The organism is Microbacterium sp. K24, from assembly GCF_004794465.1.
In the GTDB taxonomy this organism is placed as follows: domain Bacteria; phylum Actinomycetota; class Actinomycetes; order Actinomycetales; family Microbacteriaceae; genus Microbacterium.
The window spans coordinates 1-25,220 of the sequence record NZ_SSDJ01000147.1; the positions used below are offsets into that span (position 1 = coordinate 1).

A 25,220-nucleotide genomic window follows, 5' to 3' on the forward strand; every position below is an offset into this window, starting at 1 on the left:
ACGATCAGGGTGGTGCTCGGTGGGGCGATCGCGCTGGTGGTCACGTTCGCGATCGGTACGCTGCTCGGGACGAGTGGCGTTGCCTGAGAGACAGATATGAGTTGCCTATCGGGAGCCGTTCCTTAGACCTGTCTCAGAGTCGGCGCAGCACGATTCCCCTATGACCACTCTGACGACGAGACCGCGTGCTTCCGTCCCCGCCGCTTCCCCTGAGCCACGGCGGGCAGCCCATGGCCGCGCGCGGGTCTGGCGTGCAGCGGCGATCACGGTGATCTGGGCGACCAGCCTGTTCGTCGTCGCTTTGTGGATCGCCTGTGGTGGAGTGACCGCAGTCCTGGGAGTCAACGCCGAGACCGTCACGACGCTCGGACGCCTCACCGGGTTGGTCGCGGCGAATCTGCTGCTCTATCAGGTGCTGCTGATGGCGCGCGTCCCGCTGTTCGAGCGCGGATTCGGTCGCGACGGGATCACGCGGCTGCATCGCTTCGTCGGATTCTGGTCGTTCTGGTTGATGGGCGCGCACATCGCACTGCTCGCGGTGGGCTACGCGATGGCTGCCGGTATCAACCCGCTCGTCCAGCTGTGGAGCTTCATCTGGGAATACCCCGGCATGCTCCTGGCGACTGCCGGCACTCTGCTGATCCTGCTCGTGGTCGTCACCTCGATCCGGCGTGCTCGTCGGCACCTGCGGTACGAGTCCTGGCACCTCCTGCACCTGTACGCGTACCTGGGCGTCGGGCTCGCGCTGCCGCACCAGCTGTGGACGGGCGCCGACTTCCTGTCCTCACCGATCGCGACCGTCTACTGGTGGTCGATCTGGGCGCTCTCCGCAGGATCGGTACTGCTCTTCCGCATCGGGATGCCGCTGCTGCGGTCCACTCGTCGGGCCCTGCGGGTGGCGGGGGTCGAGGCGGACGGTGCTCGGGGCGTCACCATCCGGGTCACCGGTCGCGACCTCGCGACGCTCGGTGCCAGGGCTGGTCAGTTCTTCGTCTGGCGGTTCCTCGATGGACCGGGCTGGACTCGCGCGCACCCGTTCTCGCTCTCCGCTGCGCCGGGAAGCGAGCTGACGTTGACTGCCCGTGTGCTGGGCGACGGCACGCGACGCCTCACCGCGCTGCTCCCTGGCACCAGGGTCATCGTGGAAGGACCATACGGGGAGATGACCGGTGAGCGCAGGACCGGGACGAAGCTGCTTATGATCGGCGCAGGCGCCGGGGTCGCACCGCTCGTCTCGCTGCTCGAGACGGAAGGCTACGGACCGGGAGAAGCGATGCTTATCACCCGGGAGTCCGCGGCCGAGGACGCTCTTCGGCAGGAGGCCATCGCTCACCTCATCAGTACCCGTGGCCTGAGCTACCTGCCGTTCATCGGCCCGCGATCTTCCGGCGCGTCGAGCTGGATCCCTGCCACGCACGAGGCGTGGTCGGGCGCAGATCTCCTCCGCCATCTCGTGCCGGAGCCGAAGGACCACGACGTGTTCATCTGTGGCGGTGAGGCCTGGATGAAAGACCTCAGGCGCGACCTGGTTGGCGCCGGGTTCCCCGCCCATCGCATCCATTCCGAATCGTTCACGATCTGAGCAGGGAGACGGCCATGAAGAAGATCCTCTACACGCTGCTCGCGACCGTCAGCGGACTCGTGCTGCTGTTCAGCTACCGAACGTCTCTGGAGGCGGTCACCCCGACCGACGCCAGTGCGGCGACAGCGGGCAGTTCATTGACGACCGCCGAGACCGGCGCGAGCGGCTCGGGAACCACATCGACGAACTCGGGAACCATGTCTGGCACCGGCCTCGCCGACGGAACCTACACCGGCGCATCATCGCAGACCCGCTACGGGCCGGTGCAGGTGCAGATAACCGTCTCCGGTGGACAGATCACGGACGCACAGGCGGTCGATTACCCGAACAGCAACGGTCGGGACCGGCAGATCAACGGCACCGCGATCCCGAGGCTCGTCTCGGAGACGATCCAGGCGCAGAGCTCGAAGATCCAGATGGTGTCCGGTGCCACATACACGAGCGGTGGCTACCTCTCGTCGCTGCAGAGCGCGATCGACCAGGCGCAGAGCTGATGCGTACCGCGAATGAGGTGACGCGGGTCTGGGTCGAGGAGATCATGGGCATTCCGATGAGCATCCATCTGATTGCTCCGGGGGAAATGACCGACGAGGGCGCCGACCGGGCAGTGCGAGCATGCTTCGACGAACTGCGTGACATCGACCGGGTCTTCTCGACATATCGCACTGATTCCGACATCAGCCGCATCCGTCGCGGTGAACTCTCCATCGCCGACGCTGACAGCAGGGTGGCGCTGGTCGCGGATGCCTGCGAACGCGCCGAAGAGGAGACTGGCGGCCTGGTCTCCGCCCGGTGGCGGGGAAGGTTCGACCCGACGGGATACGTCAAGGGCTGGGCGGTGGAAGCTGCGGGCCGTCGGCACCTCGAGCCGCTGCTGGCTGCCGCGACCGCGGTCGGCATCAACGCCGGAGGAGACCTGCAGCTGTTCACAGCCGAGGGAGCCGACTGGCGATGGCCGGTGGGAATCGCCGACCCGCACGACCGCGGTCAGTTGATCGCGGTGGTCGACGTGGTGAACGGTGCGGTGGCGACCTCAGGGACGGCGGAGCGCGGGCATCATATCCTCGATCCGCGCACCGGTAGGCCCGCGACAGGCACCGCGTCGGCCACGATCGTGACCGACGGTCTCACGCAAGCGGACGTCTGGGCGACCGCTGCCGTGGTGGCCGGCCCGGCGAACCGCTCGTGGATCGCGGCTGCGGGGTCGCGCACCGGCATCGTCGTCGATGCTGATCGTCGCGTGACCCGCTGGCTCGGCACGACGATGGTGGACGTGCAGACGACGACGGTCGGTTCGCATCCGATCGGAGGAGACGCACTCGTTCAGGGATGAGCCGGCAGTGTGAGCAGGAAAGTCGTGCCGGATGCTGTCGACCGTTCGACCTCGATGGACCCTCCGGCACGGCGAGCGACATCTCGCACGAGTGAGAGTCCGAGACCGAAGCTGCGAGGGCGCCCACTCTCGCGCGGACGCGCGAAGCGCTCGAAGACCTGCTCGGGCGAGATGCCTTCGATCCCGGAGCCCTCGTCGATGACGCGCACCGTCACGTTGCGGGCGTCCCGCGCGATGCGGATCGAGACGGTACCTCGCGCCGGGGAGTGCTGCACGGCGTTGTCGAGCAGCGCGACCAGGATGCGGACGAGCGTGACTTCCGGCAGCTGCGCCTTCACCTCCTGATCCACGGTGATCGCGAGCGAGACCTCGGAGCGCTTCTCGCTCGTCGTCATCGCTGCGACCGCTGTCGCCGCCGCTGTCGCGACGTCCGCGTTCCCGTCGGCGAACGATTCTCCTTCCGCGGCGATGAGCAGGTCGTTGAGCACGTCGGCCATCATGTCCGCATCGCGCCGGAGGTTGGTGAGACCCGCTCCGAGGTCCTCGCCTCGGTCATGACGGCGTTGCAACACCTGGATACGGCTCGTCAGCGCCGTCAGCGGCGTACGCAGTTCGTGGCTCGCGTCGGCCACGAAGTTTCGCTGCCGACGCAGCGCCTCCCCGAGCGGGCGGACCGATCGTCGAGCGGCGACCGCGGCGACAACCCCGAGCAGCACCACGCCGATCACTCCGAGGATGATCACGGCCGGAACGATCACGTCGATGTCGACGATGAAGTCGTCCCGCGTTCCGGCGGGACCGCCGAACCAGCCGCCGCCGTGCTCCTCGCCTTCGCGGCGCGACGTTGAGAGCACCACCGCGATCAGCACGCCGATGCCGATCGCGACGATCACACCCGACGAGACTCCGACCCAGAGTCCGATGGATAGCGCTGCGCGACGCACGCGTCGATTATCGGCGTCGCTCATGACGGTGTTCCCGCGCGGTAGCCGCGTGCGCGGACGGTCTCGATCATGTCGGGGGACGTCTTGCGCCGCACATAGTGCACGTACGTGTCCACCGAACTCGTCGTATCTCCTTCATGGAACACGGCGCGGAGGATCTCGTCCCGACTGAACACGTGCTCGGGGCTGGTGCTCAACAGCTCCAGGAGCGCGCTCTCCGTCGCCGTCAGCGCCACTCGGATTCCAGATGGATCGTACGCGGCCTGGGCGTCCGGCGTGAACACCCACTCGCCGAGGCGTCGACGTACCCCATCAGCCCTGAACGCGCGTCGCAGCGCCCGAAGGCGCGCCAGCAGCTCGTCGTAATCGAACGGCTTCACCAGGTAGTCGTTCGCTCCGCCGTCGAGACCGGTGACACGATCGTCCACGGTGCCGAGCGCGGTCAGCATCAGGACCGGCGTCGTGATGTGCGCGGTACGCACGGCACAGATGAAATCGACGCCGTCCATGCCGGGGAGGCGTCGATCGACCACCATGGCGTCGTATCGCCTGCTCAGCGCGAGCCGGAGCGCGGTCTCGCCGTCCGCGGCATGCTCGACGTCGTACACCTCTTCCAGCACTTCGACGGTCAGCGCAGCGATCTCCGCATCATCTTCAACATAGAGCAGCGAACCGCGTGGCCCCTGTGCCGAGTCGCCCATGGTCGTCGTCCCGTCTTCCGCGATCGAGACCATCAGCGTACGCCCGGCGCAAACCGGGTCGGGTAACCCGGATGATCTTCCGCATGCCGTCGTCCGTCACACCAGAAACGATCGTTTTGGCGTCACTGGCCCGGTGGCTCCTTATGAGGCGCCACAAACGATCTTCGGAAACCCCTCTCGGCAGGGATTTTCGGCGCACCACGTCAAGAGGCGTTGTGTCCGTGATCGCTTAGACAGAACTAGCTGACAGCTGGAGGTGTGGGTGGCGTTCAGCTCTCGTCTGCGCTGCTGGGCTGATGTTCCACCGCTGGCGCGCGTCCTTCTTGGTACACGGAGGGTTCGGGTTCGGGGTGTCGTCGCCCCTGGACGACGAATAGCGCGATGCCGAGGGCGACGACGACGACGGATGCCCAGACGTTCGCGGGGATGCCGAACAGGGCGTCGCTGGTGGGGTCGATCCTGATGGCCTCGAGCCAGCTGCGTCCGAGGCCGTACCAGATCATATAGAGGGCGAAGGTTCGTCCCCACCGGAACCGGTATCTGCGCTCGAGGAGGAGGATGATCGCCACGCCGATCAGGTTCCAGATGATCTCGTACAGGAACAGCGGGTGGAACAGCGTTCCGGCCGGGAGGCCGTCCGGGAACATGGTGTCCGTCGGCAGGATCTCGAGCCCCCACGGCAGCGTGGTGGGCAGCCCGAAGAGTTCGTGGTTGAAGTAGTTGCCGATCCGACCCATGGACTGCGCGATGAGCATCGCGGGCGCGAGAGCGTCGGCGAAGGACCACAGCCGGATACCGGTTCGTCGGCAGCCGATGTACGCACCGACAGCGCCGCCCAGGAGGGACCCGTAGAGGGCGTTGCCGCCGTCCCAGATGGCGAAGATGTTCCCGAGGTTCGCGCCCGGATAGAAGTAGTCCCCGACGTGGGTGAACACGTGATAGAACCGGGCTCCGATGATGCCGATCGGGACAGCCCAGATGACGATGTCGACAACCACGCCGTCCTCCGCGCCTCGTGCCGACAGGCGTCGTTGGGTGATGATCACGGCGGCGATGATCCCGGCGATGATGCACAGCGCGTAGGTGTGGATTGTGAGCGGCCCGAGGGTGAACTGTGCCCACGACGGTGGGGGGCTGGGAAGACTCGTCAAAAGCACGAAGCACCGCTCCTCATCTGGCATCACTGTGAATGCTTCAACACATCATTGTTCAGCGCCGGTCCCATGCGAACAGCGCCCTGGGAAGACTAACGGTGTTCGACACGGGAATCGTCGAACTCCTCCCAGGTCACCAGGCGAGGGCCCCGAGGAGCGGGCCTGACCGGTTCAGGCCAGGGAGAGGAAGAGCTTCTCCAACTCGGCGGGGGAGGTGACGTCGTCGGCGTCCGGATCGGTGAGGCATTCCCGCAGCGCGGTCGAGATCACGAGGAATCCGGCCCGGTCGAGGGCCTTCGAGACGGCGGAGAGCTGCTGCACGACGTCGCGGCAGTGCGCGTCGTCCTCGACGGCCGTAATGACCGCCGCCAGCTGGCCCTGAGCTCGCTTGAGGCGGTTGACGACTTTGCGCTTGGCTTCGGGGTCGTGGACGAGCGGGTCGCCGGTGACGAGGGTGTCGGTCATGGGTGGTCCTTCCGTCGAGTTGACAACCACTATACCCCCTGGGGTATCGTATTCACATGAACTGATACTCCCCGGGGTATCGCCGAGCAAGGAGATCAGCGTATGTGCAGAGCAACGAAGTGCCACACCTGTGGAAAGACGACCTGGACCGGGTGCGGTCAGCACGTCGCATCCGTGCGGAAATCCGTGCCCGCATCCGACTGGTGCAATGGCAGCCATACCCGTGCCGAAGTCCAGGCCGCCCAGTCTCAGCGGGGTGGCTTCTTCGCCCGCCTGTTCGGACGGTGATCGGCGATGGCAACTGTTGAACTGACCACCGGGAACTTCGAACAGCTCACCCACGCCGAGGGCATCGCGCTGATCGACTTCTGGGCTGAGTGGTGTGGACCCTGCCGGGCCTTCGCCCCGGTATTCGATGCAGCATCCGACAGGCACCCCGACATCCTCTTCGGGAAGGTCGACACCGAGGCCGAGACCGCTCTGGCCTCCGCCCACCGCATCACCTCGATTCCGACCCTGATGGTCGTCCGCGACGGCGTCCTGGTCTACCGGCAGCCGGGAGCTCTTGCCGAACCGCAGCTCGAGCTGCTCATCGAGAAGGCCCGCGAACTGGACATGGACGACGTCCGCCGCCAGCTCGCCAACACCGCTACCCCCTGAAAGGACCTGGCACCATGTGCGCACGAATCACCTGCTCCTCCTGCGGCAAGCCCACCTGGGACGGCTGCGGCCAGCACATCGAACAAGCCCTCGCGGGCGTCCCCGTATCCCAGCGCTGCACTTGCACGCACTGACCCAGAAGAAAGCGACGGAGACCCTTATGCTCCTCGAACGCCTCTACGACGACGACCTCGCCCACGCCAGCTACATCATCGGCTGCCAGCGCACCGGTGAAGCGATCGTCGTCGACCCGCGCCGCGACATCCAGGTCTACCTCGACCTCGCCGCGAAGAACAGCATGACCATCACCGCGGTCACCGAGACCCACATCCACGCCGACTACCTCTCCGGCACCCGCGAGCTCGCAGCCCGTACCGGGGCGACGATGTATGTCTCCGGCGAGGGCGGCCCGGACTGGCAGTACGGTGTCGGGTTCCAAGACGCCACCCGGATAATGCACGGTCACCGCATCACGGTCGGCAACATCACGGTCGAGGCGGTCCACACTCCCGGGCACACCCCCGAGCACCTGTCCTTCCTCGTCATCGACGGCGCCACGACCTCCGAGCCGGGCTATGTCCTCACCGGTGACTTCGTGTTCGTCGGGGACGTCGGACGCCCGGACCTGCTGGACGAGGCCGCAGGCGGCATCGACACCCGCTTCGACGGCGCACGGGATCTATTCGCGAGCCTCCGCGACCACTTCCTCACCCTGCCCGACTACGTGCAGGTGCTCCCCGCGCACGGGTCGGGGTCCGCCTGCGGCAAGGCGCTCGGCGCCGTCCCAAGCTCGACAGTCGGATACGAGCGGCGTTTCGCCTGGTGGGCTCCCTACCTCGAGGCCGGCGATGAGCAGGGATTCGTCGACACGCTGTTGAACGATCAGCCCGACGCACACGCCTACTTCGCACGAATGAAGCGGCAGAACCGCGTCGGACCGGCCGTGCTGGGCGAACTTCCTCCGCTCCTCGAGCGCAGCGTCTTCGATCTTGACGCCGACATCGACGCCGACCGGGTCATCATGGTCGACACCCGCCACCACTCCCTCGTGCACGAGGGCACTGTTCAGGGCGCGCTGAACGTGCCCGGAGTCGCGAAAGCAGCCAGCTACGGCGCCTGGGTCTACGACCCCGACACCGAGACGCGGCCGCTCGTCCTCATCATCGACTCGGGGGACGCCGCGGCCCGGTTCCGGGATCATCTGCTGCGGGTCGGCATCGATCAGGTCGACGGGTTCATCACCACACTCGATGGCCTCCCCACGGTGCAGCCCAAGACGATCGCCCCCACCGACCTGGACCAGGTCGACGCGGCGCTCCTCCTCGACGTGCGAAACCGTACCGAGTACAACGCCGGGCACATCCCCGGCGCCGCGCAGCTCTCCGGTGGTCGGGCCCTCTGGCACACCGACGAACTGCCCGCCGGCAAGATCCTCACCTACTGCCAGAGCGGCGTCCGCAACAGCGTCGCCGCCAGCGCCCTGCGCCGGGCCGGCCTCGACGTCATCGAGATCGAAGGCAGCTACAACGCCTGGCTCGCCGCGACGCCGTCTCGGCCGACGGCCGCCTGAGCGGCCGAGGAGCTCGAGTGGACACCTCCATCATCCTCGCGATGACTCTCGCGGCCCTTGTCGGTGTCGCACTCGGGCTCCTCGGCGGCGGGGGCTCCATCCTCACTTTCCCCATCTTCTCCCTCGTCCTGGGCATCGGAACGAGGGAGACGATCGTCTCCTCTCTCTTCGTCGTCGCTATCACCAGCGCCGTCTCCGCCGCCTTCCGTGTGCGCCGACGCGAGGTGCGCTGGAAAGTCGCCGGCGTCTTCGCGGCGACCGGCTTGATCGGGGGAATCGGTGGCGGGATGGTTGGTCAGCTGCTACCAGAAACCGTGCTCACCGTTCTGTTCGCGGCGATCATGATCGTCACAGCGATCGCCATGATGCGGCCGCGACGAGGACGCGCGGCGCGCCCTCCGACGCGGCCGGTCGTCCGTGGAATCCGAACGACAGCTACGGGACTCGGCGTGGGAGTCCTCACAGGGGCACTGGGAGCAGGCGGCGGGTTCCTCATCGTCCCCGCCCTCACCTTCCTCGGCCAGCCCATCGCCGCTGCAGTGGGGACATCGCTGCTAGTCGTCGCCGTGAACTCGTCCGCCGGCTTCCTCACCCAGATCACGACCGTGGCCATCCACTGGCCCATCGTCCTCACCTTCACCGCGCTCGCCGTCGCTGGATCCTTCATCGGTCTGGCACTGTCGCATCGCCTCCCGGCTGCCGGCATCCGGACCGGGTTCGGGGTTCTGGTGCTGGCCGTGGGGCTGACCATGCTCGCCACCCTCATCATTCAGACGCTCTCCGCCTGACCACCACCAGAAAGAAGCCCATGCCTCACGCGACCGACACCGCGCCCCGCACCGGGGAACACGTCGACGGATACGAGGTGCCCGTCCTCGACGAGCACGCCGTCCGCATCGCCGCCGGCATCCTCCTCGCCATAGGCATCACCGCCCTTACCATCACGCTCGCCTCCGACAGCATCAGGCCGCTGCAGATGTTCGGCATGTTCTTCCTCCTCGACATGACGACGCGCGTACTCATCAGCGACCGGCTGTCCCTCACTCTCGCCCTCGGCCGTGCTCTGACACGCCGCCGCCGTCGGCACTGGGTGGGCGCGCCGCAGAAGGTCTTCGCCTGGTGGCTCGCCCTCGGTCTCGCTGCTATCTCGTGCGTGACGATGAGCGCTGGAATGGTCCCGCTACCCGTGACTCTCGGGCTCTGCGGAGTCTGCTTCACAGTCCTGCTCCTAGAAGCCACCCTCGGGTGGTGCGCGGGATGTGCCCTGCACCAACGCTTCAGTAGGCAGCCCACCCGCCACTGCGCCAACGGCGCCTGCGACCGCTGACACTCTCGCTCCCTCACAACGAAAGGACGCACATGGGCCGCCTAACCCTCACCACCCTCGCCGTCATCACCGCACTCACGCTCACCTCCTGCGCCAGCACACCCACACCACAGGCTGACCTCGGCCCCGACGCGGTCATCATCGACGTGCGCACCCCCGCCGAGCGCGCCACCGGCCACCTCGACGGCGCCCTCCTGCTCGACGTCACGGGCGGCGACCTCCAAGCTGCGCTGCCGGACCTTGACCCCGAAGCCACCTACCTCGTCTACTGCCGTTCAGGTAACCGGGCAGGAGTCGCCATCGACCTGATGAAGCAGGCCGGCTTCACCGACCTCCTCAACCTCGGCTCCCTGGAAGACGCCGCCGCCACGACAGGCCTCCCCGTCGTGCAGCCCTGAGACGTACGTGCTCGCCCCCACGAGCACGTACCTGCGTGCACAGCACGCCACCGCATCGCTCGAGCACTGCCTCGCGATGCACAGTCGGGGCGGGGTCGCCAGATGCCCGCCCCGACTGTTCAAACCTGCTCGCCTTAGCCCACCGAAAACGATCGTTTACGGTGAGGTCAGGTGTCGTGCGCTTTCGAGGGTGCCACTAACGTTCGCCGGAAGCGCGTTTCGGCAGGCGCTTTCGGCAGCTCCCGTTGATCGCCGGCGGACGGAAAAAGTCGATGCCTACCCGTCGAACACCTCACCACTAGCAAATGCGGCATCCTCGGCTAAGAGTTCCACGAGGGGTGTTGGACACTTCGTGAGGATGTCTCGTTCTGCTGACGGCATTGGCTGCGAGCGAAAATCGGCCCTCACGTCGTAGCAGGTGTAAACCTCGCTTGGCCCGTTGTAGGCATAGCCATCATCGGTCGGGATGGCCGGTCGTGGTCCTGAGGCGATGAACACCGAGACGTGAGCGAAGGCATCCGTCGAAGAGATGTTGTAGAGGACGATGCCACCCTGCTCGATCTCGAACTCAGCCGCTGAGAGGGCGTCGCCATCCCACCGTGCGCCAGGAAGGGTGTCGAGGTAAGCCGTCGGACCATCAACTGGGGGACTGTAGAGACGCTGGGATAGAGGATCTTCGAAGGATGCGACTTGTCGCCAGAGCACACCATCTATTCCGCTGGGATAGCCATGGTATTCGACAGCGCATCCTGTGAATGTTGTCGTCGCCACGATTGCGCAGAGGAACATCGCGCCCGCTCTGCCCTTCCGCCTCATCTCCACGCTCTCACTCTCTCACTCCGAAGCTCGAGAAATGTCGGAGATGTGGTTCAACGGGATCCCCCGGAGAATAGCCGCGATCGCAGCCGAAATCGATCGTTTACGGCGCGATCCTGGCGTGTGCAACGGAAGGCCTGCCGAAAACGCGCGGCGTAACCACCAAGCGGCAGAGGTTTTCGGCTGAGCGTGCGGGTGACAGCGACGCTAGGAGCTCGCCACTAGTCAGCGTCGGGAGCTACGTTAACGTCCCAACCGCCTAACGAGTCAGGCAGCGAGCTCGTCCAGCGCAGCATGTCTTGCCAGGGAAGAGGGGTCGCATGTACGACGCTGGGCTTTCCCGCGCATAGGTCGTACCCCCATTGGAACGCTGCAATCGGCGTGATCACTCGCGGTTCGTAAACAGAGAACCGGACAAGATATGAATGGGCGCGCCATTGAAGGTCTGGCGCGTTGGGATTCGCGGGGGCGTCAAACAGCGTCGGCAGAAACCCAAGCGAACTGAAAGGACCCTGCTGGTTCAGGCTCGGCATATTGTCCAAGAACGCTGTCGAGGGCGATTCATCTGCGGGGGTCATCTCCACGAACTGAACCCAGGCGAACACAGCGTTGTAGCCGGAGCCGGCATGCTCAACGGTTGCCGTCATGATCGGGTAGCCGATGAGCCGTTCGTGTGGCACATCGTTCAGAAGGGCGTTCAGCCCAGTCTGCGAAATGTTCGTGCTCGTCACCGTGTCTACAGTGACGACGCCTGCAAACCCCTTCGACTCGAACGGGATGCGCAACACCTGACCCGTGCTCATCCTCTGAGCCTACGGTGGGTCTCATCTGACGAAGGGCATACTCCGTAGTTGTGGAGTGCCGAAAACGATCGTTTACGGCGTGATTTCGTATTCTGCTCTGCGAGGGGTGCCGCAAACGTGCACCGGAAGCCGGTTTCGGCAGACTGTTTCGGCGCGCTGGAGGGCCGAGCCTCGCGCTCGATGCCGAGCTTGAGGGTCGAGGAGCGGCGGCGTCGGTGGATGACGAAGAAGGGGCGACCCGAGGCCGCCCCTTCTTCTTGCGTGAATCGTGACTCAGTGCCCGGCGCCGAGGTTTCCGGTGAGGCGGCCGTGGAACGCTGCTGCGGTGTCGTTCAGGCCTTGGATGGTGACGGTCTTTCCGTGGTTTTCGTACTTGGTGACGATGGCGTCGAGGGCGGCCACGGTGGAAGCGTCCCAGACGTGGGAGTGACTCATGTCGATGACTACCGTGTCGGGGTCGTCGCCGTACTCGAACTGGGTGGTGAGGTCGTTGCTGGAGGCGAAGAAGAGTTCTCCATCGACGGCGTAATGCGCTGTGTCGCCGTCGTCACTGAGGGTGCGGGTGACGCTGACGAAGTGTGCGACGCGTCGGGCGAACATGATCATCGCGGCCACGACTCCGAGGATGACGCCAACGGCGAGGTTGTGGGTCCAGACGGTGGCGATGACGGTGATGAGCATGACGGCGGTCTCGCTCTTCGGCATGCGCTTGAGCGTGCTCAGGCGGATGCTGTGCCAGTCGAAAGTCGCAATCGAGACGAGGATCATGACGGCGACGAGCGCTGCCATGGGAATGATCGCCACCACGTCGCCGAGCGCGAGCACGAGGACCAGCAGGAAGACGCCGGCGAGGAAGGTCGAGATCCGGGTGCGTGCGCCGGAGGCTTTGACGTTGATCATGGTCTGGCCGATCATCGCGCAGCCACCCATGCCGCCGAACGCGCCGGAGAGAACGTTCGCGGCGCCCTGTCCAAGTGCCTCGCGGGTCTTGCGGGAGTGGGTGTCGGTGATGTCGTCAACGAGCTTCGCGGTCATGAGCGACTCGAGCAGGCCGACCACGGCCATAGCCAGCGCGTAGGGAGCGATGATCTGCAGCGTCTCGAAGGTGAGCGGCACATTCGGAATGAACAGCGCCGGCAAGCTCTCGGGAAGTTCTCCCTGATCGCCCACGTTCGGCACGTTCCACGCGAAGACCACGACTGCCGCGGTGAGCAGCACGATCGCGACGAGTGGCGCCGGGATCACCTTCGTGATCCGCGGCATGAGATACATCACCAGCAGGCCGACCGCGACGAGCGGGTAGACCAGCCAGGGAACGCCGATGAGCTGCGGAAACTGCGAAGTGAAGATCAAGATCGCCAGAGCGTTCACGAACCCGACCATCACCGAGCGCGGGATGAACCGCATCAGCTTGGCGACCCCGAGCAACGCGAGGACGATCTGGATGAGTCCACCGAGCAGGACCGTGGCGATGAAGTAGTCCATGCCGTACTCACGAGCGACGGGCGCGATGACGAGCGCGATTGCTCCGGTGGCCGCGGTGATCATGGCAGGGCGTCCGCCGAGGAACGCGATCGCGACGGCCATGATGAAGGACGAGAACAGGCCGACTCGGGGGTCGACGCCCGCGATGATCGAGAACGCGATCGCCTCCGGGATCAGGGCAAGGGCGACGACGAGGCCCGCGAGGACTTCACGGGTCAAAAGGCGCGGGCTGCGCAGCGCCTGCATGACGGTGGGTTCGATGCGGTAACGCGACGCGGAGTCGCGGGTGGGGGTGACGGCAGTCATGTGCCCTCCGGGTGCTGGGCTCTCTCGTGAGAGCGCGGGAAACGAATGGGAGCGCAGCGGTGCGCAGGCGTCGGTCAGGCCGACACGGAAAGATAAGGGGAGCGGGCGCGAGAGCCGCGCCGATCTAGACTCTAACGTAACGTGAGTGTTGTGGGGAAATCAGTGGAAGACGAACACAGGACCGTCGAGACGATGCGGATCGGCGAAGTGGCCGAGCGCACGGCGCTCTCGTTCCGCTCGCTTCGACACTGGGACGACGTGGGGCTCGTGCAGCCGTCCGCGCGCACGGAGGGCGGGTTCCGGCTTTACACCGAGAAAGATGTCGATCGCATCCTCATCATCCGCAGAATGAAACCGTTGGGATACACCCTCGACGAGATGCGCGAACTCCTCGACGTCGTCGACGCCCTCACCGTCGACCCGAGCGACGTGGCGTTGCGCGCCCGGATCGATGACATCCGCGACGGCGCCGACCAGCGTCGCCAGAAACTCACGGAGCAGCTCGCCATGGCCGACGAGTTCGTGCAACTGCTCGGTCAGCTCTAAAGAGAGACGGATGCACCGCGTTGGAGGCCTCGGCCCATAGTCGATCGGTCTGCCGAAAACGATCGTTTCCGGCAGCCCCCTCCCAGGCCGCCGGCCGACCACACGACACGCCGGCCGTGCGCCGACCGAAACCCCCTGCCGGAACCTGCCGCGCCGAAACCGTCCGCTCGACGTTTTAGGCAGGACGGGTTGAGACGCGATTACCGACAAGTTTCGTGAGACAACGGGCGCTTTCGGCGCCGCATCAGCCACCCGTCTTTCCGGGGCTGCTCTGTCTCACCAGCCGACAACTTTCGTGAGATCGGACAGGCGGGCATCGGCGCGGTTCCCGACCCCGATACGATCGGTGCGGTGCCCCTGCACCGTACCGTGCAGTCTCCGGAAGAAGTGAATGACCTTCGTCGAAGTCCCCATGCTCCCGATCGTGATCCCCTTCGGAGTCGTGATCTTCCTCGTGCTCATCTGGGTCCTCCGCTCCCGCGGGCGGGTCACGCTTGCCCGCGCGAGTGTCGCCGTGGTCCTCGCGGTCTACGCGGCCGGAGTGCTCGCCAACACGGTCTTCCCGATCTTCCTCCGCGTCGGGACAGGGTTCTATGACGGGCCGCGGCCGTTGCCGCTCTACCTCGTGCCGTTCGTCGACTACGGGTTCGAGGACGCTCTGATCAATGTCGCGGTGTTCATTCCGCTCGGCGGGCTCGTGCCGCTGCTCACCGCGCGCGCGAGCTGGTGGAAGGTGTTGGCGATCGTCGCCGGGGCGAGCCTCGCCATCGAACTGGTACAGATGGCCGTCTCGCGGCTCGCCCTCAGCGGACACCTCGCGGACATCAACGACTGGCTGACGAACATCCTGGGCGGGATGATCGGCTATGGCCTGTTCGTCCTTCTGACGCGGTCGAAGACGATCGCCGGATTCGTCCAGCGATTTCGGTGGCCGACGCGTGAGCGAGCGGACAGCCAGACAGCCTGAGTCCCGAGGCCGGTTCGCGGGCGGGTCGACTCCGGTCGGATCGGGCAACGCGGCAGCGGCCAAGATCACGGGCGGAGCGCTCTCGACGAAGGACCTTCGGCCCTAGGTCTGCGGCGGGGCGACGGCGAGCATCAGAGGTATGAGGAAGCATCGGCCGTTCGCGTTCGGCAACAGCTGGGCGCGCAACGTCCTGTTCGTGATTCTCTGCTTCGGCGCCGTCTCCGCGTTGGCGGGAGGAATCCTCGGCGTCGTCGCGAACGGAGCCGGCGTCCCGCTGGCCCATCTCGACGGGACGCCGTTCGCCTCGTATCTGATCCCGGGGCTGATCCTCGGAGTCGTCGTCGGGGGAACGCAAGGCGCGGCCGCTTTCCTGAGTCACCGTCGACTGCCGTGGGGGCTTCTCGCTGCAGCGGTCGCCGGGTTCGGGATGACGATCTGGATCTTCGTGGAGGTCGCCGTCGTCGGTTACTCCTGGCTGCAATCGATCTACCTCGCCCTCGGTCTCGGCGAGCTGGCCCTCGTGCTGGTGCTGCTCGGCATCCTCCACCCTTCGCGCATCCGGCCCGCCGAGGATGCAACCCGCCGGGCACCGGGACCTTCGACCCTGGCGACGACGGTGCGGACGCCGGATGGTGGGGGTATCCCGTCGCGACATTCGTCTGCGGCCCTAGGTGAGGATCATCATGACCGCTCTGCAGACTCCCCCCGCACGCTCAGCTGAATCCGCGAACCCCGCGAAGGCCGCGACGGTCGAGGAGACACGCATCGTGACCATCGCGAGCGGGCGGCGCTGGCTCGCCGTCCTGAGGCTCGCCACCGGATTCATCTTCCTGTGGGCTTTCCTGGACAAGACGCTCGGCCTCGGATTCTCGACGCCGCCGGAGCGAGCCTGGATCTCGGGTGGGACGCCGAGCCAGGGCTTCCTCAACAGCGACTCGGTCATCGGCCCGCTGAAGCCCTTCTTCGCATCGATCGCCAGCCCGGTGAGTGACGTGCTGTTCATGATCGCGATGCTCGCGATCGGTGTGGCCGTGCTCCTCGGCGTGGGACTTCGCATCAGTGCCGTCGTGGGTACCGTCCTCATGGTCGCGATGTACCTCGCCGAGTGGCCGTTCGGCATCAACGCCGCCTCGACCAATCCGCTGGTCGACTACCACATCATCTACGCGCTCGCCCTGATCGTCACCGCCGTCCTCGCGGCCGGAGACACCTGGGGTCTCGGACGGCAGTGGAAGGCGCTCCCCGTCGTGCAGCGCAACCGCTGGCTCGTCTGACGAAGCGTCCCGGCCGAGAGGTCGCACGGAAAGGCTCGGTCTCATGAAGACCATCGTCGTGGGTTTCGACGGAAGCGACGGGTCCTTCGTCGCCGTGGACTGGGCGGCCGAACGGGCCGCCCGAGGCGAGACGCGAGTCGAGATCGTCACCATCGGGGGAACGGTCCTGTCGGACGAGTCTCGGCTCGATGCTCCCCTGCGTGCAGCGGAACTGCGTGTGCTCGACATCGTGCCGGATGGCGATGTCACCTCACGGCAGGTGGAAGGCACGATGCCGGCGGCTCTGCTCGAGCAGGCATCCGCTGCGGATCTGCTGGTCGTCGGCGCACTTCATGACGGAGCGGCGAGGTCGATGCGGTCCGCGCACTTCCTGCGACTCGCCGCCGGATCCCCCGTCCCCATCGTCGTGGTGCCGGACGGCTGGTCGCCCTCGGACGCTGCGGTCGTCGTCGGCTTCTCCGGCCGTGAAGCACCCTCTCGGACCGTTGACGTCGCGGCGGGCGAAGCCGACGCAACCGGCGCGACGCTCGCGATGGTGCACGCCTGGCAGATGCCCGTTCCCCGCGTCGAGGGACCGATCTCGCTCCGGGCGTCACCGATCCAGATGAGAGCCGAGCACGCGAAGCCTCTGCGACGCGCAGCCTCGAGCGTGAGCAACACATTTCCCGCTCTCCCCGTCGAGCAGACGCTGACGCACGGAGACGCAGCCGGAGCGCTCCTCGAACGAGCGCGAGACGCCTCTCTTCTGGTCATCGGCCTGCCTCGTCACGGCATCTTCGCCGACCCGCTGCGCGGATCCATCGCCCGCGAGCTGCTGGCTCGTTCGGCGGTTCCTGTCTGCATCGTCCCGAACGCGGTGCTGCCGACGTGATCGGTCGTAGACTCGCGACGACGGGAGGCAGTCATGCCGGAACGTTCAGGCCCACTTGATGAGGCGGCCGAGGCAGCACTCGCACAGCGCAGGCTCCGTGACCTGCTCGACGCGAACGCCTCCATCATCGAGCGACTCGATCTCGAGGTGGTGCTCCGCCGCATCGTGGAGGCCGCGATGAGGCTGGTCGATGCGCCCTACGGTGCTCTCGGCGTCATCGACCGCGAGGGCGGCATCGAGCGCTTCATCCACGTCGGGATGGATGCCGCCACCGTCACACGGATCGGGCCCCCGCCGGTGGGGCACGGGCTGCTCGGGGCCGTCATCACCGAACACACGCCGATCCGGGTGCCGCATCTCGCCATGGATCCCCGCTCCACGGGCTTTCCCGCGCACCATCCGCCGATGGAGGCCTTCCTCGGTGTTCCGGTGCGCGTCGGCGACCACGTCTACGGCAACCTGTACCTGACTTCGGGGGAAGAGGGGCCTTTCTCGGAAGAGGACGAGCGGCTCGTCATCGCCTTGGCGGCCACGGCGGGGATCGCCATCGAGAACGCACACCTGTACGACATCGCGAAGACTCGTGAGATCTGGAGCGATACGACCGCCGACGTGATGGCGGCGATGCTGGAAGTCGCTGACGAGAGCGTGCTCGAGGTCATCACGGAACACGTCGGCGCCCTGATCGACGTCGACCTGGTCGTGGTCGCCGTGCCGCACGGCGACGACGACTTCCTCGTCACGACGGTCCACGGTCGCGACGCGTCTTCGCTGCGTGGTCGCGTCTTCCCGGCGGCCGGAACACTGGCGGCCCGCGCACTCGCCACGCAGCGGGCGGCAAGCGTCGTCGTCGGTGGCGCCCGCGGTGGCGCTGATGCCGACCAGGCGCCGGTCGACTGGCAGCCGGGCTCGGGGCCCACCGTCGCCATCCCGCTCTACAGCGGTGCGGAGCCGTTGGGCGTGCTCACGCTCTCGCGACGTCTGGGGGCCGCCGCCTTCACCGACGCAGACCTGGAACTGGCGTTCGCGTTCGCCGGGCAGGCCGGTGTCGCGATCGAGGTGGTCCGGGCGAGGGAGGACCGCCGGCGCCTCGAGACGAATCGCGATCGCGCCCGGATCGCGCGTGACCTGCACGATCATGTCATCCAGCGGCTCTTCGGCGCGGGGCTGTCGCTGCAGGCGGTCTCGGGGGCGGTCGATGCCGAGGCGTCCGCCGTGATCGAGACGCAGGTCGACGCCATCGACGCGGCGATCAAAGACATCAGGACGGTCGTCTTCGCCCTCGGTGCGGGGGAGCGCGGCAACCAGAAGCGGACTCGTGATCGCCTCCTGGACACGGTCGCCGAAGTCTCGGCCGGCCTCGCGTCCACTCCCCGCATCACTTTCTCGGGGCCACTCGACTCGCTCGTTCCTGCATCGCTTGCGGACGAGCTCGTCGCGGTGCTGCGCGAATGTCTGACCAATACGGTCAAGCACGCCCAGGCTCACCATGTGGAAGTCGCCGCGGAGGTCGCCGATGGAGTCGTCGCTCTCACGGTGATCGACGACGGCCGCGGCATTCCGGAGGGAGCGCGTTCGAGCGGTCTGGCGAACATCGCCGAGCGCGCCCAACTTCGCGGCGGTCTCTGCATCATCACCGCGGAGTCGCCTTCGGGGACTCGTGTCATGTGGACAGCACCGGTGACCGCGGCCGGCCAGCCAGGAGAGCCATGATCCGCGTCTTCCTCGTCGACGACCATGAGATCGTGCGGCGCGGGATCGCGCAGCTGATCGATGCCGAGAGCGACCTCTCCGTGATCGGCGAAGCGGGCTCGTTTCGTGAGGCGGTCCGGCGGATCGATGCGACCTTACCCGACGTCGCCGTCCTCGACGTGCGACTCCCGGACGGCGACGGCGTGACCCTGTGTCGCGACATCCGCTCCCTGCATCCGGGTATCGCCTGCCTCATCCTGACGGCCTACGACGATGACGACGCCCTGCGTTCTGCGATTCTCGCCGGCGCCAGCGGTTACGTGCTCAAAGACATCCGCAGCGGGGCGTTGATCGAGGCCATCCGTCGCGCCGCCGCGGGAGGGACGATACAGTCCGGCGATGTGCTGCGCCGCGGAGCGACGGCCATCCGGCCGACGCCACGGAGCTCCGATCTCCCCGCCGGCCCGGGGCTCACGATGCGTGAGAACCAGGTCCTCGACCTGATCACCGACGGACTGACCAACCGTGAGATCGGAGCGAGACTCGGGCTCGCCGAGAAGACGGTGAAGAACTACGTGAGCGGGTTGCTCTCGAAACTCGGGATGGAACGCCGTACCCAGGCGGCCGTCTACGGTTCCGAACGGAAACACACCGCATCCTGACCGGATCCGACGGGACTTTCGGCCCTGTCTGCGCCGAAGTCCACGCGTGAGACTTTCGCTACACCCATCGAAGGAGCACGACCATGCGCGCACTCGTCGTCTACGAATCCATGTTCGGCAACACCCGAGCGATCGCAGAGAGCATCTGTCTCACGTTCGAGCGCAGCGCGATCGATGTGACGATCACGACAGTGTCCGCGGCCCCACGGTCGACGGTCGGTTTCGACCTTCTCGTGGTCGGTGCTCCCACGCATGCCCACAGCCTTCCCCGGCCGACGTCACGACTCGAGGCCGCCGCATGGGCTGCCGACCCGGCGAGGACGCTCACGCTCGAGCACGCCGAAGTCGATCACGGTGTCAGGGAGTGGCTCGATGAGCTGGTCGTCTCCGATCGGACCCGTCTCCTGGCCGCCTTCTCGACGCGAGCAGACATCATGCGTGCCCTGGCCGGTGACGCCGCGGTCGCCATCAAGCGCCGACTCAAGGGCCCCGCCCACAAGCAGGTCGAGATGGAGTGCTTCATCGTGAACTCGGAGAACCAGCTCGTCGACGGGCAACGGGAACGTGCGGAGGCGTGGGGGCTCAGCCTCGCCCGGACCGCCGCTGTCGCGGCCTGAGCCCGCGAACCCTCCGCTCAGCTCAGCTCAGCGGAGGGAAGTGCGAGATCGGCAGTCGGCGGACGGCCTCCCGCGATCGGCGGTGCGTTCGCATCACCGCGTCGTCCAGAGGTCGCGTCGGCTCCTGGGGGCCGATCGGGTTCTTGGTGATCGCAGGCGATCGAGCTGCGGTGCTGCCCTCGGACCTGTCGATGAACCGGCGTCCGGAGATCGAGGTGGGCTCGATGCAGACGTAGTTGTACTTGGCTGTCGGACTCTGCGAGGCCAAGAACTTGACACCCGAATCGCGGATCTCCTGGTCGCTGTCGAGGCGCCGCAGGCCACCGTGGACGACCACGCTCCACCGGAACCCCGACTCTTCGCCGTCGATCTCCAGCGCGACCACCGGGTGAAGGACGATCGCGGCGAGCTTCGAACCGGGCGCAGACCGGAAGTAGATCGATCCCTCGTGGACGGTGTAGTTCAGCGGGAAGATGTCCGGGGCCCCGTCTCGTCCGATGATGGCGAGGCGTCCGAAGGACTCGGCCTCGATGTGGCGCCAGCAGTCCGCGGTCGCCAGCTTCTCCACTCCGTCGGCCGCCGTGCCGCTGCGCGAGCCCGCTCGGGCGTCGTCCTTCGATGACCTCATGATCCCGACCTTTCTGTTTCCTCCAGTCCACCGCCTTCGGCGACGGACCGGCAGGGTCGAAGGTCCCTCCGGATCGACGAGTCACTCCTGCGGGACCGCCCTCACGCGATTGTTGCGCGGGTTGTGCTCGAGTTCGACGAGACCCAGGGCCTCCAGCAGCGGCGGCAGGTACATGCCGAAGCGGCCGCGATAGCCTTTCCGCTGCCCGTACCAGCCGCCGACGGGGTTGTCTTCGGAGCGTCCCCAGGCTTCCACCGAATCCGGTGCCGGCTCCTTCTTCTCGTCGGCGGCGCCCAGTGCCACCCAGTCACCGCGCCGGAGCAGCTCCGCATGGAGGTCTTCGATCGCGCGGGCGAGGTAGGTGAGCCGGGTGGTGCCGACCTGGCAGGCCAGGAGAGCCGGATCGCTGTCGTCATCACGGTAGAGGGTGTAGTCGGATGACAGGGGAGCTGTCTTCAGCATCCACGGGTCATCCGGAGTTCCTCCGCCGGACCAGTGCTGTTCGGTCATTTCCGGCTCCTGTCACGGCTTCTCAGCGAAAGGGAGCTGAGGGCCTGATCCTAGACCAGTGCGTCTCATGTTCGCATCGTGGCCAGCCGTCATGAGCTCCGACCATCCCCTTGGCACGGTCGGCGCGGCGGCCGCCCGGGACGCAGCTCTCGTGTCCGGCGTGACGGGGTCCGAGGAAGACACGGGCCGAGCAGAATAGGTGCATGCTCTCCGTGCGCGTCACCGTCACCCAGGCACTCTCCGCTCAGGCGCAGGAGATCCTCTCGGGAGACCCCACCGTCTGCGGGCTCGCCGTCATCCCCGGGTCGGCGATGGGCGGACGCGGCGACGTGATCCTGTTCGAGATGACCAGGGAGAACGCGAACAACATCATGCGCTCGTTGCGGCACCTCGGCATCCCCGCCGAGGGTGGCATCGTCGTCTCCGAACCACTGGTCGTGGTCTCCGATGCTGCCGTCCGCGCCGAGACTCTCGCCCCGGGGCATCCGGCCGACGGGGTGCTCTGGGCGCAGCTCGCCGGCAAGGCGGAGGAGGACGCGCACCCGTCCGTCTCGTTCTTCGTCTTCCTGCTGCTCGCCACTCTCATCGCGGGCGTGGGCCGTCTGCTCGACCAGCCGATCCTCATCATCGGTGCGATGGTCGTCGGTCCGGAGTTCGCTCCGCTGGCCGCGATCTCGTATGCGATCGTCCGCCGACGCGGTGGCATCGTCGTCCCCGCCCTCGGAACGCTCCTGGGCGGCTTCGCCGTGTGCGCCGCCATCGCCTGGGGCATCTGGGCGGCCCTCTACGCGACGGGCGTGATCACCTACGAGCAGGCGACCACCGGCCCGGCGACGGAGTTCATCGTGGCCCCGGACGCCTGGTCGTTCGTCATCGCGATCCTCGCGGGCATCGCCGGCGTGCTCTCGCTCACCACGGCGAAGTCGTCGGCCCTCGTGGGGGTGTTCATCTCCATCACGACGGTGCCGGCGGTGGGGACCATCGGTCTCACACTCGCCGTCGGTGCCTGGGACGAGGCGCGCGGCTCCGCGATCCAGCTGCTCATCAATCTCGCCGGTCTCCTGATCGCCGGTGTCGCGACGCTGTACGTGCAGCTCATCTCCGGCCGTCGGCAGGGTCGACGAGCCGCGCGCCTCCGCCGGACGCAACGCCGGAGAAGCACGGCTCGTCTGCGGATGCTCAGCATCGAAGACGACGGACATCCGTCCCCGCCTCGTCGGGACTAGCTCCCTCGCCGCAAAGCCGGCGTCGCCAACGCGCATGGAAACGGCGCGGGGCCGTATGCGTTCCGTCTGCATCCGCGCTCCCGAGGCCCGGGCGGAGGAATGTGGGGGACATGTCCCTCGTCCATCGTCCTCGATTCACCGCTCCCATCCCTGCCGTGACCGCCGTCAGCCCGTCGGTCCCGCGCTGGGGCCATGTCTCGCGCACCGTGAGCCACTACGGCACGGTCGCATCGGTGCTCGCCATCTATCCGCCGGATTCCACCGGTGCAGAACGACGCCTCGCCGAGGCCAACCGCTTCTTCACACCGCTCGCGCTCGGCGGGGGCGTCGTCGTCTGGGTGGGGCTGTGCGCCGTCGGCGTTCCTCCGCTGCTCGCCACCCTGGCGCTCACGGCGGTGCTGCTCCCCGTCGGCTTCTCGCTCTCTCGCCGTGCACGTGACATCCGTCAGCGCACCGTGACGCTGGCAGCGAGCCGGTCCGGCCTGCACGAGGAGAGCGCGCAGGAGCGTTCGCAGCAGCGTCGGCTCGACACGATCGCGGAAGCTCTGCAGGATGCCGCCTATGCCTGCCGGCAGGGCGTGATCAGTCGACAGGAGTTCGACCGCGCGTGGCGAGCGGCGTACGTGCACGCCGGCGGGAACACCTCCGCGGTCAGTTGATGATCTCGCCGCGTTCGTCGGCGCGGAGGGCGGCGAGCCGCTCGCGCCACGGCTGAAGGGCATCGGCCGACAATCTGGTCCAGTCGACGACCTCGCCGACGACCTTCACCGGCTCGGTGCTGCGGTACGAGCGCGTCGGATTGCCGGGGAACTTCTTGTCGGTCACGTTCGGATCGTTCTCGAACGGGCCCGTGGGCTCGACGATGTACACCCGCGGTTCCCCGTCGCCCGCCGCAAGCTCTGCGGCGAGGCCCGCCCCGTCCCGCAACGCCGTGAAGTAGATGTGATTCATCACGACCTCCGGGCGGTAGTTCGACCGGAATCCCGCGGTGAGCAGGTCGCCCTCCTGAAGGTCGGCCTTGGTGCCGTGATAGAACGGTCCCTCGTCCAGCGCGTCATTCATCCCGACAGCCTAGGTCGAAGGCGGTAGAACTGGACCTATGACTGCGAAGATCACTGTCGCCCTCGTCGGTCTCGGCTTCGGAGCCGAGTTCGTGCCGATCTACCGCGATCACCCCGACGTCGAGACGCTCGTGATCTGCGATGCCGATGCAGGGGTGTTGGCTGCCGTCGGCGACGAGTTCGGGATCACCGAGAGGTATGCGAGCCTCGATGACGTGCTCGCGCAGGACCACATCGACGCGGTGCATCTGGTCACCCGTCTCCCCGACCACGGGCGGGAGAGCATCGCGGTGCTGAGAGCGGGCAAGCACTGCGCCTCCACGGTGCCGATGGCGCTGTCGATCGACGAGATGCGCGAGATCGTGCGGCTGCAGGGCGCCACCGGCAAGAACTACATGATGATGGAGACCGCGGTCTACACGCGCGAGTTCCTGCATTGCCGTGAGCTGTTCGACGAGGGGCGGTTCGGTGCGATCACCTTCGCGAAGGGCTCGCACTACCAGGACATGGAGGGCTGGCCGGCGTACTGGCGCGGCCTCCCGCCGCACTTCTACATGACCCATGCGATCGCTCCGGTGCTCGGTCTGCTCGGCACTCGCGCCACGACTGTGCGCTGCCTCGGCTCGGGCCGGTTGCCTGACGACCGTGCGGCGCAGTACGGAAATCCGTTCCCCGCCGAGACGGCGATCTTCGAACTCGAGGGATCGGATGCCGCGGTCGAGGTCTCCCGCACCCTGTTCCAGGCCACGCGCTCCTACTCCGAGGCGTTCGCCGTGTATGGCGAGAGTTACGGATTCGAGTGGCCGCAACTCGAGGACGAGCCTCCGGTGCACTTCCTCCGCGTGACCGGCGCAGGGGAGGACGCGCGAGGCGACGGGATCGAAGCCCGCCGCATCGAGGCGCCCGATCGGGGCGACCTGCTTCCCGCGGAGATCGCGGGCTACACCGGCTCCAGTGTCTTCGCCGACGGCAGTCACGCCTCGTTCGTGCAGGGCGGCGGTCATGGCGGCTCGCACCCGCATCTCGTGCACGAGTTCGTCCGCAGCATCGTCGAGGGCCGACTCCCCGCGATCGACGCGGTCACGGCGGCGAACTGGACGGCCCCCGGGGTGATCGCGCACGAGTCCGCTCTGCAGGGTGGCGTGCCGCTGCCGATCCCCTCCTTCGACGGGATCAGCGGCTGAGATCCAGGAAACGTCTCCGCATGGTCCTCAGCGCCGGCGGTACTCCTCCTCCGACACGTGCTCGAGCCAGGTCGTCGTCTCGGCCGGATCGTCGGCACTCTCGAGCAGCGCGAGGTGCTGCATGAAGCCGTCCTCCGTGGCGCCGTGCCAGTGCTCCTCGCCGGGTGGGGTGTACACCGTCTGACCGGGCTCCGCCTCGACGACCTTGCCGTCGCGGGTGCCGACGAGCGCGGTGCCCTCGGTCACGCGCAGGTACTGGCCGCGGGCGTGCGAGTGCCACGCCGTGCGAGCGCCGGGGGCGAAGCGCACGAGTCCGCCCGACATCCGCTGGTCCGCGTCGTGCGGCGCGATGATCGGGTCGAGCCAGACGTCACCGGTGAACTGCTCCGGCGGATTCTTGACGGTCGGGATCCGCGGTTCGATATTCACGATTCCTCC

The 25,220-nt window shown here is 66.9% G+C and carries 31 protein-coding genes; 20 read left to right on the top strand and 11 right to left on the bottom strand.

What is annotated here, in order from left to right:
* Positions 1-160: 160 nt before the first annotated feature.
* Genes DW306_RS18215 through DW306_RS18225 form a run of 3 tightly spaced genes read left to right on the top strand, consistent with a single transcriptional unit; the run spans position 161 to position 2,915 of the window.
* Positions 161-1,582 (top strand): ferric reductase-like transmembrane domain-containing protein, encoded by a 1,422-nt coding sequence (locus DW306_RS18215; protein WP_042538265.1) that lies wholly within the window; start codon positions 161-163, stop codon positions 1,580-1,582.
* Between the two features lie 14 nt (positions 1,583-1,596).
* Positions 1,597-2,076, top strand: a complete 480-nt coding sequence (locus DW306_RS18220) for an FMN-binding protein (RefSeq protein ID WP_042538263.1) — start codon at positions 1,597-1,599, stop codon at positions 2,074-2,076.
* Positions 2,076-2,915 (top strand): FAD:protein FMN transferase, encoded by an 840-nt coding sequence (locus DW306_RS18225; RefSeq protein WP_052492863.1) that lies wholly within the window; start codon positions 2,076-2,078, stop codon positions 2,913-2,915. The genes DW306_RS18220 and DW306_RS18225 overlap by 1 nt, the downstream gene beginning before the upstream one ends.
* On the opposite strand, the gene DW306_RS18230 is transcribed toward DW306_RS18225, so the two are convergent.
* The 4 genes from DW306_RS18230 to DW306_RS18245 all read right to left on the bottom strand — a co-directional run bounded on the left by DW306_RS18230 (position 2,906) and on the right by DW306_RS18245 (position 6,179).
* Complete coding sequence (locus DW306_RS18230) at positions 2,906-3,883, bottom strand: HAMP domain-containing sensor histidine kinase (protein WP_071043059.1); 978 nt, start codon at positions 3,881-3,883, stop codon at positions 2,906-2,908. The genes DW306_RS18225 and DW306_RS18230 overlap by 10 nt on opposite strands.
* Positions 3,880-4,560 (bottom strand): response regulator transcription factor, encoded by a 681-nt coding sequence (locus DW306_RS18235; RefSeq protein ID WP_042538358.1) that lies wholly within the window; start codon positions 4,558-4,560, stop codon positions 3,880-3,882. Before DW306_RS18235 ends, DW306_RS18230 begins: the two co-directional genes overlap by 4 nt.
* Before the next feature lie 269 nt (positions 4,561-4,829).
* Positions 4,830-5,741: a prolipoprotein diacylglyceryl transferase gene (lgt, locus tag DW306_RS18240; protein ID WP_042538259.1), complete on the bottom strand. Its 912-nt coding sequence runs from the start codon at positions 5,739-5,741 to the stop codon at positions 4,830-4,832.
* A 144-nt stretch (positions 5,742-5,885) separates the two neighbouring features.
* On the bottom strand, positions 5,886-6,179 hold the full coding sequence (locus DW306_RS18245; RefSeq protein WP_042538258.1) for a metal-sensitive transcriptional regulator: 294 nt from the start codon (positions 6,177-6,179) through the stop codon (positions 5,886-5,888).
* A 102-nt stretch (positions 6,180-6,281) separates the two neighbouring features.
* Here DW306_RS18245 and DW306_RS21680 point away from each other — a divergent pair, with 102 nt between their 5' ends.
* The 6 genes from DW306_RS21680 (at position 6,282) to DW306_RS18275 (ending at position 10,134) form a co-directional block, all read left to right on the top strand.
* Entirely contained in the window at positions 6,282-6,467 is a 186-nt protein-coding gene (locus DW306_RS21680; RefSeq protein WP_074731942.1) for a hypothetical protein, read from the top strand.
* 6 nt (positions 6,468-6,473) lie between these two features.
* On the top strand, positions 6,474-6,839 hold the full coding sequence (locus DW306_RS18255; RefSeq protein WP_042538256.1) for a thioredoxin family protein: 366 nt from the start codon (positions 6,474-6,476) through the stop codon (positions 6,837-6,839).
* A 160-nt stretch (positions 6,840-6,999) separates the two neighbouring features.
* Positions 7,000-8,409, top strand: a complete 1,410-nt coding sequence (locus DW306_RS18260; RefSeq protein ID WP_136057004.1) for an MBL fold metallo-hydrolase — start codon at positions 7,000-7,002, stop codon at positions 8,407-8,409.
* 17 nt (positions 8,410-8,426) lie between these two features.
* Positions 8,427-9,197: a sulfite exporter TauE/SafE family protein gene (locus DW306_RS18265; protein ID WP_136057005.1), complete on the top strand. Its 771-nt coding sequence runs from the start codon at positions 8,427-8,429 to the stop codon at positions 9,195-9,197.
* Between the two features lie 20 nt (positions 9,198-9,217).
* Positions 9,218-9,736 carry a DUF4395 domain-containing protein gene (locus DW306_RS18270; RefSeq protein ID WP_042538248.1) on the top strand — a complete coding sequence of 173 codons (519 nt, stop codon included), beginning with the start codon at positions 9,218-9,220 and terminating at the stop codon, positions 9,734-9,736.
* Between the two features lie 32 nt (positions 9,737-9,768).
* Positions 9,769-10,134, top strand: a complete 366-nt coding sequence (locus DW306_RS18275) for a rhodanese-like domain-containing protein (RefSeq protein ID WP_042538246.1) — start codon at positions 9,769-9,771, stop codon at positions 10,132-10,134.
* 276 nt (positions 10,135-10,410) lie between these two features.
* Here DW306_RS18275 and DW306_RS18280 read toward each other — a convergent pair whose 3' ends face one another.
* The 3 genes from DW306_RS18280 to DW306_RS18290 form a co-directional block, all read right to left on the bottom strand.
* A complete protein-coding gene (locus tag DW306_RS18280) occupies positions 10,411-10,956 on the bottom strand; it encodes a hypothetical protein (protein WP_136057006.1) in 546 nt (181 codons plus the stop codon).
* Positions 10,957-11,171: 215 nt separating this feature from the next.
* Entirely contained in the window at positions 11,172-11,753 is a 582-nt protein-coding gene (locus DW306_RS18285) for a hypothetical protein (protein WP_042538244.1), read from the bottom strand.
* Positions 11,754-12,026: 273 nt separating this feature from the next.
* On the bottom strand, positions 12,027-13,544 hold the full coding sequence (locus tag DW306_RS18290; protein ID WP_042538242.1) for a SulP family inorganic anion transporter: 1,518 nt from the start codon (positions 13,542-13,544) through the stop codon (positions 12,027-12,029).
* 192 nt (positions 13,545-13,736) lie between these two features.
* Here DW306_RS18290 and DW306_RS18295 point away from each other — a divergent pair, with 192 nt between their 5' ends.
* From DW306_RS18295 to DW306_RS18330, 8 genes are all read left to right on the top strand, one after another.
* Entirely contained in the window at positions 13,737-14,090 is a 354-nt protein-coding gene (locus DW306_RS18295) for a MerR family transcriptional regulator (RefSeq protein ID WP_042538356.1), read from the top strand.
* A gap of 391 nt (positions 14,091-14,481) precedes the next feature.
* Positions 14,482-15,057 carry a VanZ family protein gene (locus DW306_RS18300; RefSeq protein ID WP_136057007.1) on the top strand — a complete coding sequence of 192 codons (576 nt, stop codon included), beginning with the start codon at positions 14,482-14,484 and terminating at the stop codon, positions 15,055-15,057.
* 139 nt (positions 15,058-15,196) lie between these two features.
* Positions 15,197-15,778, top strand: a complete 582-nt coding sequence (locus DW306_RS21515; RefSeq protein WP_205814208.1) for a hypothetical protein — start codon at positions 15,197-15,199, stop codon at positions 15,776-15,778.
* Positions 15,741-16,331, top strand: coding sequence for a DoxX family protein (locus DW306_RS18310; RefSeq protein WP_240747266.1), 591 nt, complete (start codon positions 15,741-15,743; stop codon positions 16,329-16,331). The genes DW306_RS21515 and DW306_RS18310 overlap by 38 nt, the downstream gene beginning before the upstream one ends.
* A 43-nt stretch (positions 16,332-16,374) precedes the next feature.
* Positions 16,375-17,202, top strand: a complete 828-nt coding sequence (locus tag DW306_RS18315) for a universal stress protein (RefSeq protein WP_136057008.1) — start codon at positions 16,375-16,377, stop codon at positions 17,200-17,202.
* A gap of 33 nt (positions 17,203-17,235) precedes the next feature.
* On the top strand, positions 17,236-18,915 hold the full coding sequence (locus DW306_RS18320) for a GAF domain-containing protein (RefSeq protein ID WP_136057009.1): 1,680 nt from the start codon (positions 17,236-17,238) through the stop codon (positions 18,913-18,915).
* Positions 18,912-19,556 carry a response regulator transcription factor gene (locus DW306_RS18325; protein WP_136057010.1) on the top strand — a complete coding sequence of 215 codons (645 nt, stop codon included), beginning with the start codon at positions 18,912-18,914 and terminating at the stop codon, positions 19,554-19,556. The genes DW306_RS18320 and DW306_RS18325 overlap by 4 nt, the downstream gene beginning before the upstream one ends.
* Before the next feature lie 83 nt (positions 19,557-19,639).
* On the top strand, positions 19,640-20,173 hold the full coding sequence (locus DW306_RS18330; RefSeq protein ID WP_136057011.1) for a flavodoxin domain-containing protein: 534 nt from the start codon (positions 19,640-19,642) through the stop codon (positions 20,171-20,173).
* 22 nt (positions 20,174-20,195) lie between these two features.
* Here DW306_RS18330 and DW306_RS18335 read toward each other — a convergent pair whose 3' ends face one another.
* Complete coding sequence (locus DW306_RS18335) at positions 20,196-20,801, bottom strand: pyridoxamine 5'-phosphate oxidase family protein (RefSeq protein ID WP_136057012.1); 606 nt, start codon at positions 20,799-20,801, stop codon at positions 20,196-20,198.
* A gap of 81 nt (positions 20,802-20,882) precedes the next feature.
* Positions 20,883-21,311: a DUF6855 family protein gene (locus DW306_RS18340; protein ID WP_136057013.1), complete on the bottom strand. Its 429-nt coding sequence runs from the start codon at positions 21,309-21,311 to the stop codon at positions 20,883-20,885.
* A gap of 203 nt (positions 21,312-21,514) precedes the next feature.
* On the opposite strand from DW306_RS18340, the gene DW306_RS18345 reads away from it, so the two are divergent.
* Together DW306_RS18345 and DW306_RS18350 are read left to right on the top strand one after the other, a co-directional pair.
* On the top strand, positions 21,515-22,537 hold the full coding sequence (locus tag DW306_RS18345) for a DUF389 domain-containing protein (protein WP_136057014.1): 1,023 nt from the start codon (positions 21,515-21,517) through the stop codon (positions 22,535-22,537).
* 155 nt (positions 22,538-22,692) lie between these two features.
* Complete coding sequence (locus tag DW306_RS18350) at positions 22,693-23,196, top strand: DUF6611 family protein (RefSeq protein WP_136057015.1); 504 nt, start codon at positions 22,693-22,695, stop codon at positions 23,194-23,196.
* Here the strand turns inward: DW306_RS18350 and arr are convergent.
* A complete protein-coding gene (arr, locus tag DW306_RS18355; protein WP_136057016.1) occupies positions 23,189-23,599 on the bottom strand; it encodes an NAD(+)--rifampin ADP-ribosyltransferase in 411 nt (136 codons plus the stop codon). The genes DW306_RS18350 and arr overlap by 8 nt on opposite strands.
* A 37-nt stretch (positions 23,600-23,636) precedes the next feature.
* Here arr and DW306_RS18360 point away from each other — a divergent pair, with 37 nt between their 5' ends.
* Positions 23,637-24,782, top strand: a complete 1,146-nt coding sequence (locus tag DW306_RS18360; RefSeq protein WP_136057017.1) for a Gfo/Idh/MocA family oxidoreductase — start codon at positions 23,637-23,639, stop codon at positions 24,780-24,782.
* A gap of 27 nt (positions 24,783-24,809) precedes the next feature.
* Here the strand turns inward: DW306_RS18360 and DW306_RS18365 are convergent, their stop codons facing one another.
* Positions 24,810-25,211: a cupin domain-containing protein gene (locus tag DW306_RS18365; protein ID WP_136057018.1), complete on the bottom strand. Its 402-nt coding sequence runs from the start codon at positions 25,209-25,211 to the stop codon at positions 24,810-24,812.
* Positions 25,212-25,220 lie beyond the last annotated feature (9 nt).

What these genes read in the sequence shown, in the direction of transcription:
- DW306_RS21680 (WP_074731942.1), top strand. Translation starts at nt 6,282, where the DNA reads ATGTGCAGAGCAACGAAGTGCCACACCTGTGGAAAGACGACCTGGACC.
- DW306_RS18275 (WP_042538246.1), top strand. Translation starts at nt 9,769, where the DNA reads ATGGGCCGCCTAACCCTCACCACCCTCGCCGTCATCACCGCACTCACG.
- DW306_RS18255 (WP_042538256.1), top strand. Translation starts at nt 6,474, where the DNA reads ATGGCAACTGTTGAACTGACCACCGGGAACTTCGAACAGCTCACCCAC.
- DW306_RS18335 (WP_136057012.1), bottom strand. Translation starts at nt 20,801, where the DNA reads ATGAGGTCATCGAAGGACGACGCCCGAGCGGGCTCGCGCAGCGGCACG.
- DW306_RS18215 (WP_042538265.1), top strand. Translation starts at nt 161, where the DNA reads ATGACCACTCTGACGACGAGACCGCGTGCTTCCGTCCCCGCCGCTTCC.
- DW306_RS18285 (WP_042538244.1), bottom strand. Translation starts at nt 11,753, where the DNA reads ATGAGCACGGGTCAGGTGTTGCGCATCCCGTTCGAGTCGAAGGGGTTT.
- DW306_RS18340 (WP_136057013.1), bottom strand. Translation starts at nt 21,311, where the DNA reads ATGACCGAACAGCACTGGTCCGGCGGAGGAACTCCGGATGACCCGTGG.
- DW306_RS18230 (WP_071043059.1), bottom strand. Translation starts at nt 3,883, where the DNA reads ATGAGCGACGCCGATAATCGACGCGTGCGTCGCGCAGCGCTATCCATC.
- DW306_RS18310 (WP_240747266.1), top strand. Translation starts at nt 15,741, where the DNA reads ATGACCGCTCTGCAGACTCCCCCCGCACGCTCAGCTGAATCCGCGAAC.
- lgt (WP_042538259.1), bottom strand. Translation starts at nt 5,741, where the DNA reads ATGCCAGATGAGGAGCGGTGCTTCGTGCTTTTGACGAGTCTTCCCAGC.
- DW306_RS18360 (WP_136057017.1), top strand. Translation starts at nt 23,637, where the DNA reads ATGACTGCGAAGATCACTGTCGCCCTCGTCGGTCTCGGCTTCGGAGCC.
- DW306_RS18320 (WP_136057009.1), top strand. Translation starts at nt 17,236, where the DNA reads ATGCCGGAACGTTCAGGCCCACTTGATGAGGCGGCCGAGGCAGCACTC.
- DW306_RS18290 (WP_042538242.1), bottom strand. Translation starts at nt 13,544, where the DNA reads ATGACTGCCGTCACCCCCACCCGCGACTCCGCGTCGCGTTACCGCATC.
- DW306_RS18225 (WP_052492863.1), top strand. Translation starts at nt 2,076, where the DNA reads ATGCGTACCGCGAATGAGGTGACGCGGGTCTGGGTCGAGGAGATCATG.
- DW306_RS18295 (WP_042538356.1), top strand. Translation starts at nt 13,737, where the DNA reads ATGCGGATCGGCGAAGTGGCCGAGCGCACGGCGCTCTCGTTCCGCTCG.
- DW306_RS18325 (WP_136057010.1), top strand. Translation starts at nt 18,912, where the DNA reads ATGATCCGCGTCTTCCTCGTCGACGACCATGAGATCGTGCGGCGCGGG.
- DW306_RS18270 (WP_042538248.1), top strand. Translation starts at nt 9,218, where the DNA reads ATGCCTCACGCGACCGACACCGCGCCCCGCACCGGGGAACACGTCGAC.
- arr (WP_136057016.1), bottom strand. Translation starts at nt 23,599, where the DNA reads ATGAATGACGCGCTGGACGAGGGACCGTTCTATCACGGCACCAAGGCC.
- DW306_RS18300 (WP_136057007.1), top strand. Translation starts at nt 14,482, where the DNA reads ATGACCTTCGTCGAAGTCCCCATGCTCCCGATCGTGATCCCCTTCGGA.
- DW306_RS18260 (WP_136057004.1), top strand. Translation starts at nt 7,000, where the DNA reads ATGCTCCTCGAACGCCTCTACGACGACGACCTCGCCCACGCCAGCTAC.
- DW306_RS18220 (WP_042538263.1), top strand. Translation starts at nt 1,597, where the DNA reads ATGAAGAAGATCCTCTACACGCTGCTCGCGACCGTCAGCGGACTCGTG.
- DW306_RS18330 (WP_136057011.1), top strand. Translation starts at nt 19,640, where the DNA reads ATGCGCGCACTCGTCGTCTACGAATCCATGTTCGGCAACACCCGAGCG.
- DW306_RS18345 (WP_136057014.1), top strand. Translation starts at nt 21,515, where the DNA reads ATGCTCTCCGTGCGCGTCACCGTCACCCAGGCACTCTCCGCTCAGGCG.
- DW306_RS18245 (WP_042538258.1), bottom strand. Translation starts at nt 6,179, where the DNA reads ATGACCGACACCCTCGTCACCGGCGACCCGCTCGTCCACGACCCCGAA.
- DW306_RS21515 (WP_205814208.1), top strand. Translation starts at nt 15,197, where the DNA reads ATGAGGAAGCATCGGCCGTTCGCGTTCGGCAACAGCTGGGCGCGCAAC.
- DW306_RS18315 (WP_136057008.1), top strand. Translation starts at nt 16,375, where the DNA reads ATGAAGACCATCGTCGTGGGTTTCGACGGAAGCGACGGGTCCTTCGTC.
- DW306_RS18235 (WP_042538358.1), bottom strand. Translation starts at nt 4,560, where the DNA reads ATGGGCGACTCGGCACAGGGGCCACGCGGTTCGCTGCTCTATGTTGAA.